Origin of the sequence: Rosistilla carotiformis, from assembly GCF_007753095.1 — a bacterium.
In the GTDB taxonomy this organism is placed as follows: domain Bacteria; phylum Planctomycetota; class Planctomycetia; order Pirellulales; family Pirellulaceae; genus Rosistilla; species Rosistilla carotiformis.
In genome coordinates, this window is the sequence record NZ_CP036348.1 from 4,960,372 (window position 1) to 4,976,186 (window position 15,815).

Here is a 15,815-nt window from a genome sequence, read left to right on the forward strand (position 1 = left end):
GCATCGACGCACTGGGCGAGGCGAACAGTGCGGAATGGGTTGGAGGGCGCATTTTGCAGCCTTGAGTTTGCAGTACAAATCGGCGAGCACGACGCTGCCGCTGGAGGCTGGCTACAAGGCAAAAATGCTTGACGTCGGTCGGCGAGCATTTTTGCGTCGGACGACCGTCGGAGCATTGCCATTTGCTGGCGGGGACAACCGATGACAAACAGTTTGCTATCGGCTGCGATGACGCGTTATTGAGATCGCGTCGCAATAAGCGTAGTTGCCGACCGAGGCGTTGGCAACCGGTGAAGTCCAAATTTCGCGCGCCGCGGTCAGAATTTTCCCAGCGTTTTCCTTGGCGAACCTCCGCTGGCGGTCGATTGATCGCCAGCGGTGAAACTTCCGCCGCCCATCCGGCGTCCCCCCCTCCCTCTGGGCGACGCGGGCTTCACCGAAACAGATTTTTCTTTCCGGGATGACTCTCCCCAGCAGATCCCCGTTGATGCAGGAATCGGCGAGGCAAAGACGCGGGAAGGTGATGGGCCATCCACCGTGCCCCGCCGCCAGGGGGGAGCCCGATGGGCGAGGTTGGCATGCGGGTTGCTGGAGCGAGAGGCGTTCGACATTGCGGTGGAAGATGCCGATGGCGGAGCCACGTCTCTCACGCGAACGGTTTTACCATCGCAACGAGACCCTACCTTTTTGATCCTTCATGCACCGAGAAGTTGCCAACTCACATGAGCCAAGAAAATCGAGACGCCCCACTGTGGGTTCGAAACGCCACCAAAACGTTTCGCCAGGGAGAGCGTGCGATCGACGCTTTGAAGGACGTCGATCTGACTGTTGAGCACGGTTCGTTTGTCGCGGTGATGGGTGCCAGCGGATCGGGAAAAAGTACGCTGTTGCATTTGATGGCAGGTCTGACGCGGCCGACCGCAGGCGAAGTTTTTGTCGACGGGCAGGATCTTGCAACGCTATCGGATCGCAAGCTGACCGAATTTCGACGCGAACACATCGGGCTGGTTTTTCAATCGTTCAATTTAGTGCCGGCGCTTAGCGCGGCCGACAACATCCTGCTGCCGCTGTACGCCGCAGGAATCAAACAGCCCAAGAGCAGTTCGCTGGCCGCTTTGGCAGACCGTTTGGGAATCGGCGATCGACTGACGCATCGCCCCGACGCGCTCAGCGGCGGCCAGCAGCAACGCGTTGCAATCGCACGAGCGTTGGCATCCGATCCGGCGATCGTGCTGGCCGACGAACCGACCGGAAGCCTCGATTCGGTCACCGGTCAATCGATTTGCAAACTGCTGCGTGAACTATGCGACCAACAGCAGCGGACGATCATCGTCGTGACGCACGAACCGAGCGTGGCGATCTGGTCGGACCGGGTCGTGATTCTGAAGGATGGCCAGATCGTTCAGTCGCTACAAACCGACGAATATCCCGACGCCCAAGCCTTGGCGGCTCACTACCAAGAGGTTTTGGGAGCGGGCGAACCCGTCTTAACCACCTAACTTCCATGTCGAAAGCGAGCTGCCTGTTTGCAAACAAATGCGAACCGGTTTGCTTTGCCGACGGCTTGCCAAATTCCAATTTCCTGGAAGCTTCGAAAAGCGAAAACCTACCTGCGTCATGGACCGTTCCATTCGGCGCGACAACACCGCCCAAGGCCTCAGCCATTGGCTGCAACTTGGGCGGATAGCAAGCAATAGAGTCTCTATCTCTTAGCCAGCCAAACTCGGTTTTCCAAGCCACAGTCCTCGTTGGACCGCGGCCAACCGTTTCCATTTGCCTGCCTATTTGAGGAGCATTGTATTATGGCGTTCCGCCACGTTTCGTTTCCGTTGTCGCCCACGCGCGACCTTCCACGCCTCTCCCGTCCTGCCGCTGATCGCCGCCGCGGGTTCACGCTTGTCGAACTGTTGGTGGTGATCGCGATCATCGGGATCCTGGTCGGATTGTTGCTGCCCGCCGTACAAGCAGCACGCGAAGCGGCGCGTCGCATGCAATGCGGCAACAACATGAAGCAGCTCGGGTTGGCGCTTCATAACTACGCTTCGACCTATAACGAAGCGTTCCCCAACAACGGCTGGTCCTACCCCGGAGGATACCCCAATGACTTCTCCCCCTTTGCGAAACTGCTCCCCTTCATCGAGCAGGAAAATCTGCAAGACCTGATCGATTTCGACCTCTACATGGGACACCCAGCACTGGCCGACTTGCCGTTGGCTTTGCAGGCCGCCGCGGGAACGCGGGTGCCGACGTTTGAATGCCCCAGCGATGTTGGAGCCGACCTGCACTCGTTGACCATGCCCTTGGGAACGACGATCCAAATCGCGGGGACCAGTTATGCGATGAACCAAGGAAGCGGACTCGACGGCGTGTTCCATCCCGGCAACGGCACGCCGTCGGACGGATTGTGTTGGATCGGTGCGAAGATCCGCTTCCGCGACATCGTCGATGGAACCAGCAACACGATCGTGTTTGCCGAGACGACGATCGGGACGGGGATCGACATCGCATCGCCCACGCCCGTGCAGGATCCGCGTGCCTATCGCGCCGCCGCAACGTCGGGCGTCGACGCCACCATGGCAGCTGCCGCCGATGCAAACGGATTGGCGGGAGTTCAATCGTTTATCGCGTCATGGAAGGGAGATCGAAATCACTACTGGTTGCGCGGTAGCGTCCCCAATGGCCCGGTGATGAACGGACGCTTGACGCCCAACAGCGAAGTTCCCGACATGACCTACGGCTCATCCAAAATGACAGCCGCCCGCAGCTACCATCCCGGCATCGCCGTGCTCAGCCTAGCCGATGGCAGCGTCCGCAACGCCAGCGATACGATCGATCGCGCCGTCTGGCACGCCAGCTGGACGCGGCATGGTGGCGAAGTGAAGACCGTTGCGTCGCAATAGAACTGCCCCACAGGTTCTTTTAATGATGCAACGTCTGCGAGGCTCCAAGCTGTGGTTGCCGCGGCTTGGAGTTTTCGTATCGCCTTCGATCCCGTTCGGCTTCGTCTCGTCGCTCCAACCCAATCCATAGTTGCCAAAGAATTCCATTGTTCCAAAGAACTTCAACCCGACATCGCATGCTGCTTGTTGCGGTGGCACTGATCGCCTGCAGCTCAGCAGTCACTACCTTCGCCTCTGAACCTGCTTCATCAAACGCAGCGACAACGCTTGCGATCGGTGAACCGCTAAACGATTCGCTCGACGCTCAAGGCAATTCGCCAACGATCGTCATTCCCGCATCCCCGGGGGACTTCATTCGCGGCGCGGTCGATGGCGAACAACTGGTCCTGTCGCTTGTCGATTCCACAGGAAACCACATCCGTCAACTCACCGCCGGCCACGGATCAACACAAACCTTCATGTTTGTCGTCGGCAGCGAAGGGCCTTATGCGTTTTCGATCTCCGGTCCCGCGAAGGGAGAGTTTTCGTTAACGTTACGCAGCAGTATCCCGCTGGCCGAACAAAAGGCTCCGCAACCTGAATTGCAGAGTCCTCGGCTGCGTCAGCTGCAGCAAGACCTTTTGAAGTATCCGAGCACCGATCGTTTCTGGAGCGAAATCCGGGCAGCCGGAGCGCCGTTGGTCGAATCCGAAGCGGTGATGCCGCCGCTGCCGAAGTCCGACGTCTTGGTGACCTTTCTCTGGCGCGGCGTTCAGCGCAACGTGCGGCTGTTTGGCGCGCCGTCGGGGGACCACGACGAACTGCATCGCCTGGGCGATTCCGATGTTTGGTATCGCAGCTACCGCGTCCCCCGCAGCGCCCGGATCGACTACCGATTCGCTCCCGACGTGCCGGTCTTCGACGGTTCGCCATGGGAACGACGCCGAGCGATCCTCGCCACAGCACAGCGTGATCCATTAAACAAGCTTTGCTTCCCCGCCGATCCGGTCGACATCTACGACGGTAGCTCGGTCGTCGAACTGCCCGATGCCCCTCACCCAAGCTGGATCGAACCGAATCCGGAAACACCACGTGGCGCGATCACGCGACATCGATTGACCAGCGAAACGCTCGGCAACACGCGAGATATTCATCTCTATCGACCCGTTGGCTATCGACCGGGCGATCCAGAAAACGGATTGTTAGTCGTCTTCGATGGCGACAAATATCTGCAACAGATCGACGCCGCAACAATTCTCGACAATCTGATCGCAGCAAAAGCGATCCGCACCACCGCAGCGATCTTCGTCAGCAATCCGAGTCCCGAGAGCCGTTCGGTCGAATTGCCATGCAATCCCGACTTCGCCAACTTCATCGCCAGCGAACTGATTCCTTGGGCGAAAGGTCAAGAGATCACCGCCTCGCCAGCCAACAGCGTAATCGCCGGAGCAAGCTACGGCGGACTCGCTGCCGCATTTATCGGTCATGCCCATCCCGAGATCTTCGGCAACGCCTACTGCCAATCGGGGTCGTTCTGGTGGTCGCCGGGAAGTCGACCGACGCTACCGGCATCGGAACCCGAGTGGCTGGCTCGCCAAATCGCCGACGCTCCGCGGCAACCGACCCGGTTCCATCTGGAGGCTGGCGAATTTGAAGTCGACATCCTCAATTCAACGCGCCATCTGCGCGACGTGCTAACCGCAAAAGGCTATACACTGACTCACCGCGAGTACGCCAGCAGCCACGGCTATTTCTACTGGCGATACACGTTTGCCAATGGGTTAATCGACTTGCTGGGATCGTCGACTGTCGCGTCGACTCCCGATCCGGTGACTCAGTAATCGTTAGGCGGAGTGACGCTTTCGATCGGCAGCCCTGTCACGATATTAAACACTTGGCGACTGCCGGCACGAACCGAGCAAATCGATTCCCATCGCTGATTCGACGATGCTCGAACATCCTGGGAGAAATACGATTTCCTGTCGAGCACCTGGCGATAGTGAAGTGCCACTTCCTCCGAGGTCAATGCAAAATCATAGAGAGCGATTTCATCCAACGTACCATGAAATGCTTCCGACTCATTCCATTGATTGTTGCCAATAATGGCGGGGGCCGAACCGCCGCTGATTGCCAAGATGCCAATAGGATACGTGTGCACGAATCGCAAACGACCATCGACATAGAGGCACTTTCTGCCACTGAAGCTATCGTACGTGGCGACGACGTGGTGCGGGTTGCCGTCGGTTAACTCCACGACGCTGGGGCGGCCGTCGACTCCGTCCAGAGGCATGTCTAATTCACGGTAGCCAAGCTTTTCCAAATGCAGACCAAATGAAAGGCACGGGCCATTGGCGACCTGAGGTTCTGCATATTCACCGATATTGTCATCGTTCTGAAAACTTAAAAGGAACCGATAATCGCCATCTTCTTTGCGAAAGATTTCGTCGTAGTCCTTAAACTTTCCGCTCCAGTTCGACACGAACATCGCTTCGATCGCAATCCCGCTACTGAAAGCCATCGCGCCGGTTCCCACCGTTTCTCCTAACCCCTCGTCGATCTTTACAAAAGCGCGTGGAGAATTATCGAATCGAACCGCTCCATTGCCCACGATTCCCGCGGTGCGAGACGCATTGGCGCCATAGGTCAGCGGAACGCTTCGCGTATAGGGATCTTCCACCGCGGTCGATCCAGGCGTATCGAAGTTCCAATAGAACAACGGTGAACGAATCCGCGATTGCACCTCCACTTCTCCGTCGAGCACTCGAACTGCAATATGTTGATCGTCGATCACATCGACTTCAAATTCCGTTCCCATATCAAGGAACCGTAGATTTGCCGTTGTCACCGAGAAGCTCGCGTCGGGGTGGTGCAATTTCGCATGCACCGAACCTTTGTATAACACGCCACTGGCTGCGGAATTGATGCCAAACATCGCGGGTCCCTGCACGCGTAGGCTGGCCCCGCTGGACGTGCGAAACTTAGTTGCCCCTTGGACAACCGACAGTGTCAGCGGCCCGGTAGCATTTCGATTGCGCCCCAAGGTCCCCACCGTTCCCAACAACTGTTTGCGATGGTCGTAGCTGTAGGCCATCGCTTGGGTTTGAAGTTTCGTTTGGGGAATTTCAACTTGAGCCTGTGGTTCCAACGCATTCCCGTGCCATCGCAGGCCGATGATGACCAGCACCGACGCCGCAACCGCTAACCCGGCCGCGGTGGACCACGTTGCAAAACGCGAGTTTCCCAAACGCGTTGGTTCTGTCGAATCGGCGTCGCTTGCGGACGCTGCCATCGACGGCCGCACCGCGGGCATGGCGGGAATCGTCATCGCGATTTGACCATGCACCAGCGTGTAACGCAGATACGTCCGTTGGGCCTCTGGATCGTTAAGCAATATCGATTCCAATTCAGCCACTTCGTCGGACGTCGCCACGCCATCGATCATCCGATCGGCAAGTTCCAGCAAGTGTTCACGGTCATCGCGTTGGTCGTGCGGATGCATGATTCAATTCCTCTTGGGCAACGACGATGTTAAGCCGACTCGTTGGCCAGTTTTGATTCGACACAATCAAACAGCGATCGTCGCATCACCTTCAATGACTTGTAGACCGCGTGCACCGACCGACGCCAGCGTTTGGCAATTTGCGATGCCGATTCGTTCTCTCCATAGAACAATTGAACCAATTCGCGCTGCCGTTCGCTCAACAACTTAACGCATTCGTCCATCGCTGCTTGGCGTTGGTTGATTTCCGCACCGATCCCGACCGCCGTCGCCGACATCTCTTGCATCAAGGCTTCGCTGAAGACGTGTCGATCGCGGTCGCGGGTTCGCCAATGTTTAAGCACTTGATGCCGCGTGACTCCCAAGGCCCAAGCGGCAAAATCTTCGTCGCGACGGAAACTGGAAAAGCTGCGCCATAATTCCAGACACGTTTCCTGGTACACGTCGTCCACCGCGCAGGGCTGATAGATCAGCGATCGAATATATCCGAGCACGCGGAACTGGTCTCGCAAAAACAATCGCAAAAACAACTCGTATTCGTCGGGTTTCGTGAACGGTTCAGTTTCCATCCCGCGAGATCTCGATTGCACCAAAAAGGAAAGTGGAAGGAACTTAAATGGCGTCCGCGGTCGCGAACGGGCTCGATTTTCCAGCAGCTAGCCAACAAAGAATGGCGCGCCATCGAGCGTTTTGATACCTCCTCAAAACATTTTTTTTATTTTGGGTACCAATCTCGCCCCTTTCGGGTCACTCGAGTTACCGTGCACGATTCCCGCCTTTGCCTCCATCTAGGGTCCTTGGATTGCTGTTGCTTACAAAAGATCGAATAGCGTTTGGTTGGAGCCTCGCCGCTGCGGTCGGACTGTCGTTCGCTGCCGCGTCGGCTAGGGCCGACGACAATTTCTTTGAAAATCGCGTCGCGCCGCTGTTGTCGCAGCGGTGCCTTTCTTGTCACGCAGGCGATTCGGCAAAGGGTGGCTTTTCGATCGCAGAATCCGACACGTTTTTTGCCGACGGATTTGTCGAACCAGGCGAATCGGCGGCAAGCCATCTGATCGCATTGATCACTCCGCAGGGTAGCAAAGCAGAGATGCCCAAGGACGCCGATCCGCTATCGAGCGAGGAAATCGCGACGATCGCGGAATGGATCGACGCGGGAGCCCAGTGGCCCAAGGGCTTTGTTTTGCAGGAGGCGTTGGTCGACGATTTCAACTGGTGGTCGTTCCAGCCGCTCGCGCGACCACCTATTCCTCCGCAAAGCGATCCGTGGGCGAAATCTCCGATCGATCAATTTGTATTGGAGAAGCTGCGTGAAAAGGGACTGACCCATTCGCCGCCAGCGGACCGCCGAACGCTGATCCGACGCTTGACCTACGATCTGACCGGGCTTCCCCCAACCCCGGCGGAAGTCGCACAGTTCGTGGCCGATCCCGATCCGAACGCCTACGAAAATTTGGTCGATCGGCTGCTGGATTCGAAGCACTACGGCGAACGCTGGGCGCGGCATTGGCTGGATGTTGCAAAGTACGCCGACTCCAACGGCTACGACAAAGATAAATTGCGTCCCAACGCTTGGCCCTACCGCGACTATGTGATCCGATCGTTCAACGAAGACAAACCGTACACGCGCTTTGTCCAGGAACAGATCGCCGGGGACGTGTTGTTTCCAGGAACCGCCGACGGCATGTTGGGGCTCGGTTTTATCGCCGCCGGTCCGTGGGACTTTATCGGTCACGTGGAGGTTTCCGAAGCGAAACTCGATGGCAAAGTGGCCCGCAATCTCGATCGCGACGACATGGTTTCGGGCGTGCTGAACACATTCTGTAGCGTGACGGTCCAGTGTGCGCGATGCCACAACCACAAATTTGATCCGATCACGCAACAGCAGTACTACGGCCTACAAGCAGTCTTTGCGGCAGTCGACCGTGCCGACCGGACTTTTGACTCAGAACCGCAAGTTGCCCAACAACGCGTTCAGCTCCAACGCCAGCTTGCTGATGCGAGGTCGCTTCAAAAAAGTGTCGACGATGCGATCGTCGCCGCGGGAGGCAGCGAACTGGCCGAGTTGTCCCAGAAGATCGAGACACTCAACAAACGTTCGAAACCGATCAAAGTGGACGAACACGGGTACCACAGTGCGATCGTCGCGAATCAGGACTCCGAAAAATGGGTTGAAGTGGAATTACCGGAGGAAGTCACGGCATCACAGATCGTTTTACATGCTTGCGAAGACGACTTCAACAAGATCGGTGCCGGCTTTGGTTTTCCCAAGCGGTTCAAACTGGAAGCGGCCGACGACGCAGGGAATTGGACCACAATCCACGATGCCACCGCGGGCGACTTTCCAAATCCAGGCCTGATGCCGGTCGCTTACGCCATCGCAAACCAGCCTGTCCGTCGCGTGCGGATCACGGCGACAAGGCTGGCCGAGCGCAAGTCCGACTTCATTTTCGCCCTTGCGGAGCTGGAAGTCTTTGCTGGAAACCAGAACGTTGCGACCGGGGCGACGGTCCAATCGCTCGATTCGATCGAAGCCCCGATTCGATGGCGTCGACAGAACTTGACCGATGGAAAATGGCCGCGAATGGAAGATCCCGATGTGCCCCGGCAGATCCAGGAAGCCACCGTCAAGCGAGACGCAATCTTGGCGGCGGTCACGACGCCCGAACTTGTCACCCGGCGCGAGGATGCGACACGCAAGATCGCCAAGGCGGAAGCCGCGTTGGCAGCGCTTCCTCCGCAGCAAATCGTTTACGCAGCGGCAACCGATTTTCAGCCCCAGGGGAATTTCAAGCCGACCGGCGGCAAACCACGCGAAGTCTTTGTTCTGCACCGTGGCGAGGTTGCGCTACCGGGAGACCCCGCGGTACCAGGAGTGATCCCGCTGGCCAGCGATTCCCAATGGCAGTTTGACCCGACGTTGTCCGAATCCGAACGTCGGGCGCAGCTGGCCGCATGGTTGACCGATCCGGAGCATCCGCTGGTTTGGCGATCGATCGTCAATCGAATCTGGCAGTACCATTTCGGTCAGGGAATTGTCGCCACCCCCAACGATTTCGGTCGAATGGGAGCTGAACCGACGCATCCCGAACTACTCGACTGGTTGGCCGTCGAATTTCGCGACGGCGGACAATCGATGAAGACCATGCACCGAATGATCGTAACCAGCAACACCTACCAACAAGCCTCCGACGACATCGTCGCCAATTCGACGGTCGACGGCAGCAATCAATATCTGTGGCGCTCGAATCGGCGGCGACTGTCAGCCGAAGAGGTCCGCGATTCGATCCTATCGGTCAGCGGATCGTTGGACGAAACGATGGGTGGCCCCGGGTTCTACTTGTTCGCCTTGGAAAAAACCGCGCACTCCCCTCACTTCGAATATCACAAGTTTGATCCAGCGGATAAGCGATCGCATCGGCGCAGCATCTATCGTTTCATCGCCCGTTCGCAACCGAACCCCTTTCTGACCACACTCGATTGCGCGGATTCGTCGCAGAGCACGCCGCGACGCAACGAAACGTTGACCTCGCTGCAAGCGTTGTCGTTGCTGAACAACAAGTTCAATTTAGTGATGTCGCAAGCGTTTGCGAAGCGACTGGAAACCGAAAGCGGCACCCTTCCCGAGCAGGTCACCTTGGCGATGCAATTGTTGGCCCAGCGCTCTCCCACGGCGGAAGAACGAGAAGATCTGGTCGAGTATGCGAAAACGCATGGGCTGCAGAATTTGTGTCGGATCTTGTTGAACCTCAGTGAATTCGTGTTTGTGGACTGAACAATAGAATGCAAAATCGAAGAGACTTCGTCCGCCAAGCAGGGACAAACTTTGGGGCGCTCGCAATGGCCGCCATGCTGCAGCGCGAATCGCATTCGGCCAGCGGACGCGCGGTCGAAGTGCTGCACCACCCGCCCAAAGCGAAGCGTGTGGTGCAGTTGTTCATGGCCGGCGCGGCCAGCCACATCGATCTATGGGATCACAAACCGATACTAGAGAAAGTTCACGGCCAAGAGTCGGACTTCGGCGAACATGTCGAAGCCTTTCAAAATGGCTTGGGCCCGTGGATGAAATCCCCCTTTCAATTTGCGCCGTATGGCAAATCGGGCAAACAGCTGAGTGAAGTGGTTGCACCGCTGGGGGAATGTGTCGACGACATCGCCTTTGTTCACAACATGGTCGGCAAAACGGGAGTCCATTCCCAAGCGACCTACCTGCAAGCGACAGGCTTCCAACGCCCGGGATTCCCAGGAATGGGCGCCTGGGTCAGCTATGGTCTCGGGGCAATCAACGAGAACCTGCCAACGTTTGTCGTCCTGCCCGACCATCGTGGGTTCGCTAGTAACGGACCGAAGAACTGGGGCTCCGCTTTTCTGCCGGCCAGTGCGCAGGGGACGACGATTTTCCCGCAACGCGAAAATCCCATCGATGACCTGACAGCGCGCGCCGATTTTGTGACCGCGACCGGCGACCGCGATGGGTTGGCCGTGCTCGATCGGATGAATCGACGCCATCTTCAACAGCACGCGGGGGATTCGCGATTGGAAGCCCGCATTCGCTCCTATGAATTGGCGGCAGCCATGCAGTTGAGTGCTCCCGAAGCGTTGGACATTTCAGGCGAGACCGCGGAAACGATGAAGATGTACGGCTTGGATCGGATCGGGGCCACGTATCCTGACGCCATCAATCCGGCCGAAGAAGCGGAGTATTTCGGCCGTAAGTGCCTGATCGCCCGACGGCTCCTGGAGCGCGGCGTTCGCTTTGTCCAAATCTGGTCGGGCAACGACAACGGTTTCCCGCGCCGCAACTGGGACTCTCACGAAGATATCGAGCGTGACCATGGTCCACTGGCCCGCGGGATGGCCGTCGGAACTGCGGCCCTGCTGAAAGACCTCAAGCGGACGGGCATGCTGGAAGACACGATCGTGTTGTGGACCACCGAATTTGGTCGGATGCCGAGCACGCAAGGAAGCAAGGGACGCGACCACAATCCCTATGTCTTCACCAATTGGATGTGCGGCGGAGGAATCCGTGGCGGCATCACGCATGGCGAGTCGGATGAATGGGGCTACAAACCACTGGACCGATTGAACCCGACCCAAGTCTACGACATCCATGCAACGATCCTGCACCAACTAGGGATCGATCATAAACGGTTAACCGTCCGTCACGATGGTGTCGATCGCCGGCTGACCGATGTTCATGGGCATGTCATTAAGGAGCTGATTTAGCATGCGCGTTCAATGCTCCCTCTTATCCACTTTGTTTCTCGATTTCTCTTCCGTTCGTTCAGTTTCTTGGAGGTATTATGTCTCGTTCACGCAGGTGTTCCGTTCGACGTCAAGGATTCACGCTGGTTGAATTGTTAGTCGTGATCGCAATCATTGGGATTTTGGTTGGATTGTTGTTGCCGGCCGTTCAAGCGGCGCGCGAAGCTGCACGGCGGATGCAGTGTCAGAACAACATGAAGCAGTGGGGGTTGGCAATGCACAACTACCACGACACGGTGTTGGCCTTTCCATTTGCGGCGGTGAACACCGACGGGGTAAGTCAATCGAAGCGCCACACCTGGGTGGGAACGATTTGGCCTTTCATCGAACAGACCGCACTGTTCGACAAATATGACTGGGCGCAACCGTTTCATAACGCTCCCAATTGTGTTCAAAATGCGCTGACTGGCGTGATCGCCGCAGAGGTTCCCGCCTACTATTGCCCCAGCAATCCAGGAGCAAAACAGTGGCAGGGGGATGTGTATTGGCGTGCCCGAGTTCACTATGCGGTGAACTTTGGCAACGGTACGGTCCGTACGCCCGTCGAAACAACCCAAGCTCCTTTTGGATTCAAAAGCGGCAACGCCGCCCGCCCTTCCACGCCCAAGATGAGCACATTCATCGATGGCACCTCCAACACGCTGCTGCTGTCGGAGTTGCTGGCTCCCGCTTCGGACACGAGCAACGATTCGCGCGGGGATGGATTCAACGACGACTTAAGCTACGGCTCGTTCGCCTTCACCACGCGGAACACGCCCAACAGTTCGGTCGCCGACGCGATCGCCAATTGTCCCAGCGGTGGATCGACGATCCGCAATGCCCCATGCGTGAATCAAACCGCGGGAGCGAGCATCTCGGCACGCAGCCAGCACCCGGGCGGTGTCACCGTGGCCTTGGCCGATGGTTCCGTCCGATTTGTCGGGGAAACGATCGATCTTGCCACATGGCAGGCCTTGGGGACCAGCAGCGGTGGCGAAGTGCTTGGCGACTTCTAAACCATCGTCGACGCCCTGCGTGTCAGCTGCGGGCTAGGCGGTTTTCCAACCTGGCCCCCAGTTGAACGAAACCAAAATTCTCCGAACCGTCTCAGCAATCGTGTTGGTTCGGTACGACGCATCAATCCATTCAGGAACGGACAGAAAAATGTTCAATCGCTACGTTGCCGCTTCTCTGTGTACATTGGCCCTTTGCGTTTCGGGGTGTGGACCAACAAAAAGTGCTCCCAGTGTCCGCATCAGTGGCACGGTGACTTTGGACGGAAAACCACTTGAGACGGGGCAAATTTCCTTTATTCCTACCGACGGCAAAGGCAATTCGGCTGGGGCGGCAGTCAACGACGGATCGTTCGATGCCGAAGTGTTTCCAGGCGCGATGCGCGTTGAAATCATCGCTCCCAAGGTGACGGGAACACGAAAGGTCTACGATACGCCCGACAGTCCCAGCGAAGATGTCACCGAAGAGCAAATCCCTTCGCGGTACAACGTCAACAGCACGCTGACACTTGACGCGGCGTTGGGAGAGGACCGATCCGATCTCCAATTCGCACTCACATCCGCAAACTAGTAGCTTCAGGGGAATACGGGGCGCGCCACATCCGTTCGCCCGTGAGAATCACTTGCGAATTTCACGAACCGACCGCCGAGAGCCGTTGCAACGGAGGCGAGCGTTGCGGGCATCCACCAATCGTCTCAGCGACTTGACGATTTGGTTTCCATCAATTTTCGCGGCGAGCTATGATACTTCTCGCCAGCGGTCGCTTTCCGCTGGCTATTGATCTCCTCCCAACCAACACCGTGATCCTTCCACATTCCGGAGCCCTCCCCATGCGATCCGCGACCTTGGCGTTGCTGCTGTGCAGCGTTGGCCTTTCTACTTTGCAAGCCCAAACGACCTACAAGAAGTTGCACCTGACCGACAAATTCCATTGCGAGGGGGCTTACTACGGCGACTTCAACCGCGATGGAAAACAAGACATCGTCTCGGGGCCCTACTGGTACGCAGGCCCCGATTTTCAAACGCGACACGAAATCCGCACACCCGAAGCGTTTGACCCCCACGGCTATTCGGACAACTTTCTAACCTACACCGGCGACTTCAATGGCGACGGCTGGGACGACGTGTTGTACGTCCCGTGGCCGGGCAAAGATGCGGTTTGGCATGAAAACCCCGCTGGCAAACAGGGGCATTGGAAATCGCACGCGGCATTGAAAAATGTCGGCAACGAATCACAAGGGTGGGGTGACGTCGATGGCGATGGACGGCCCGATCTAATTTACAACATCGACGGTTTTCTAGGCTATGGAACGTGGGATCCCAAACAACCCGAGAAGCCTTGGGTTTTCCATCCGGTCAGCGAACAACGCGGTTACCAAAAATACACCCATGGCGCGGGGCTAGGCGACCTCGATGGCGATGGACTGACCGACATTATCGAAGCCGCCGGCTGGTGGCAACAACCCAAAACACCCGAAGCGGGAAAGCCTTGGATTTGGCATCCGTTTGAATTTGCCCAAGCCGCAGCGCACATGTTGGTCTACGACGTTGATGGCGATGGCCACAACGACTTGATTACGTCGTGGCATTGCCACATGTATGGTTTGGTTTGGTATCAACAGGTCCGCAATGAAGCGGGCGAGATCAGCTTCAAGCAGCATGTCATCCTTCCCAGCAAACCAGACACCTCAACGGCAGATCTCCGAATCAGCCAAATGCACGCGCTCCAATTGATCGACATGAACGGCGATGGATTGAAGGATATTTTGACCGGCAAACGCTTCTGGGCACATGGCCCCAATGGTGATGCCGAACCGAATGCTCCCGCCGTCGTCTATTGGTTCGAATTGAAACGTGACGCCAAGGGAAGCGTTCAATTTGTGCCGCACCAAGTCGACGACGACTCAGGAGTGGGCACGCAAGTCGCGGCTACCGACCTCAATGGCGACGAACTGCCCGATGTGATCGTTGGCAACAAAAAGGGAACCTACGTGTTTCTCAGCGAATAGCTCGGATAGGCTCCAGTTCGCTTGAGGGCGAGTCTCACCTTCAAGCGAACGCCGACGTTTCTTCTCCCATCCGCAGTCGGCAAGCCTGCTAGTGGTCGCTAACGCCAGTGAACGTGAAACCTGCGCAGATTCTCCGGCAGCTTCGCGCCCCCCATCATCTGAGCGACAAAGTAGTATTCGGCAGGCTGCGGAACGAATCCGTTGGCGATTAACGGAAGCTTGGGATAGCACGCCGTTCGCAACAACAGTGCGACGTGACAGCCTTCGTTCTGCATCTGTTGCAATCCGCGCCGGATCAACTGGTTCGCCGTCCGACGCGACAATGATTCGATCGCCACCAGATCGATAACGGAAGTCTGAATTTGGGTTTGCCCCAGTAAATCGAGATGGCAGTAGTTCAGAAATCCGGCGACTTGTCCGTTCTCTTCAGCGACCAGCGTGCGAGGAACTCCTTTGAAGCTCAATTGTCGCATCAACATCTTCTCGTCCCACACGTAACTGAACTCCGACGTTGCCTCCAAACGTTGCGTCAGACGCAGGCAAGCCCCCAGATCCCTCGCTTCGAATGGGCGAATCGTTGGGACGTCAGGGCCTTTGGGGTTGGGAGCTCGTTGCAACGTTCCGAGCGCACGAACCGCCCAGCGGTCGCGCGATGAAAACTCGTATTTCGCAACGGCACGGTGATCCAAGACCCGCGCCCATAATCCGACCTTGGAAATATATTTCATGCTGCGCGGTTGTCGGCTCCAAAACTCTTTCCCCTTGGCCGCCGAAGCGCCAAGAAAAACGAAACCGGTACTAAAACTAAACTCGCGTTGACGATGCCGGCGACACAATTCAAGGTTTAACTTCAGTGCCACCGCTTGGGTTTCATAGTCCGGATCGACACTGAAATAAGACGACAAAGTGCCTGCGTGACGTTGACCTTGAATCGTATAAGAGATCGGCCGCGCCGGGAGCGCACCGACCAGCTTGGTGCCATCGTAAGCAGCGACGAGAAAATGACGATCTTCACGATCGTCGGCGAACAATTCCCAGTCCAAGAAGTCGCCGGTCCAGGTGAGAGTCGGCATCCGTTGGCCTGCGTATCGCTTCCGCCAAGTGCTCGTGCAGAAATCGGCCAATTCTCGCGGATCGCCGTCGAATGTTCGTAGTTCGATCATGATGGAC

The 15,815-nt window shown here is 57.2% G+C and carries 11 protein-coding genes; 8 read left to right on the plus strand and 3 right to left on the minus strand.

Annotated features, from left to right (window positions below):
• Positions 1–722: 722 nt before the first annotated feature.
• From Poly24_RS17945 to Poly24_RS17955, 3 genes are all read left to right on the plus strand, one after another.
• The gene (locus Poly24_RS17945) at positions 723–1,499 is read left to right on the plus strand and encodes an ABC transporter ATP-binding protein (RefSeq protein ID WP_145098519.1); all 777 of its coding nucleotides are present in this window, start codon (positions 723–725) and stop codon (positions 1,497–1,499) included.
• Between the two features lie 303 nt (positions 1,500–1,802).
• On the plus strand, positions 1,803–2,900 hold the full coding sequence (locus Poly24_RS17950) for a DUF1559 domain-containing protein (protein ID WP_145098522.1): 1,098 nt from the start codon (positions 1,803–1,805) through the stop codon (positions 2,898–2,900).
• 176 nt (positions 2,901–3,076) lie between these two features.
• Complete coding sequence (locus tag Poly24_RS17955) at positions 3,077–4,720, plus strand: enterochelin esterase domain-containing protein (protein WP_145098525.1); 1,644 nt, start codon at positions 3,077–3,079, stop codon at positions 4,718–4,720.
• Here Poly24_RS17955 and Poly24_RS17960 read toward each other — a convergent pair.
• Complete coding sequence (locus Poly24_RS17960; RefSeq protein WP_145098528.1) at positions 4,714–6,378, minus strand: LamG-like jellyroll fold domain-containing protein; 1,665 nt, start codon at positions 6,376–6,378, stop codon at positions 4,714–4,716. The genes Poly24_RS17955 and Poly24_RS17960 overlap by 7 nt on opposite strands.
• A gap of 29 nt (positions 6,379–6,407) precedes the next feature.
• A complete protein-coding gene (locus tag Poly24_RS17965; protein WP_145098531.1) occupies positions 6,408–6,947 on the minus strand; it encodes a sigma-70 family RNA polymerase sigma factor in 540 nt (179 codons plus the stop codon).
• Between the two features lie 239 nt (positions 6,948–7,186).
• Here Poly24_RS17965 and Poly24_RS17970 point away from each other — a divergent pair, with 239 nt between their 5' ends.
• The 5 genes from Poly24_RS17970 to Poly24_RS17990 all read left to right on the plus strand — a co-directional run bounded on the left by Poly24_RS17970 (position 7,187) and on the right by Poly24_RS17990 (position 14,645).
• Positions 7,187–10,153: a DUF1553 domain-containing protein gene (locus tag Poly24_RS17970; RefSeq protein ID WP_231753209.1), complete on the plus strand. Its 2,967-nt coding sequence runs from the start codon at positions 7,187–7,189 to the stop codon at positions 10,151–10,153.
• 8 nt (positions 10,154–10,161) lie between these two features.
• A complete protein-coding gene (locus Poly24_RS17975; RefSeq protein ID WP_145098534.1) occupies positions 10,162–11,604 on the plus strand; it encodes a DUF1501 domain-containing protein in 1,443 nt (480 codons plus the stop codon).
• A 77-nt stretch (positions 11,605–11,681) separates the two neighbouring features.
• Positions 11,682–12,638, plus strand: a complete 957-nt coding sequence (locus Poly24_RS17980) for a DUF1559 family PulG-like putative transporter (protein ID WP_145098537.1) — start codon at positions 11,682–11,684, stop codon at positions 12,636–12,638.
• A gap of 148 nt (positions 12,639–12,786) precedes the next feature.
• Positions 12,787–13,206, plus strand: coding sequence for a hypothetical protein (locus Poly24_RS17985; RefSeq protein WP_145098540.1), 420 nt, complete (start codon positions 12,787–12,789; stop codon positions 13,204–13,206).
• Between the two features lie 260 nt (positions 13,207–13,466).
• Positions 13,467–14,645: an FG-GAP repeat domain-containing protein gene (locus tag Poly24_RS17990; RefSeq protein ID WP_145098543.1), complete on the plus strand. Its 1,179-nt coding sequence runs from the start codon at positions 13,467–13,469 to the stop codon at positions 14,643–14,645.
• A gap of 98 nt (positions 14,646–14,743) precedes the next feature.
• Here the strand turns inward: Poly24_RS17990 and Poly24_RS17995 are convergent, their stop codons facing one another.
• Positions 14,744–15,808 (minus strand): hypothetical protein, encoded by a 1,065-nt coding sequence (locus Poly24_RS17995; protein WP_145098546.1) that lies wholly within the window; start codon positions 15,806–15,808, stop codon positions 14,744–14,746.
• Positions 15,809–15,815 lie beyond the last annotated feature (7 nt).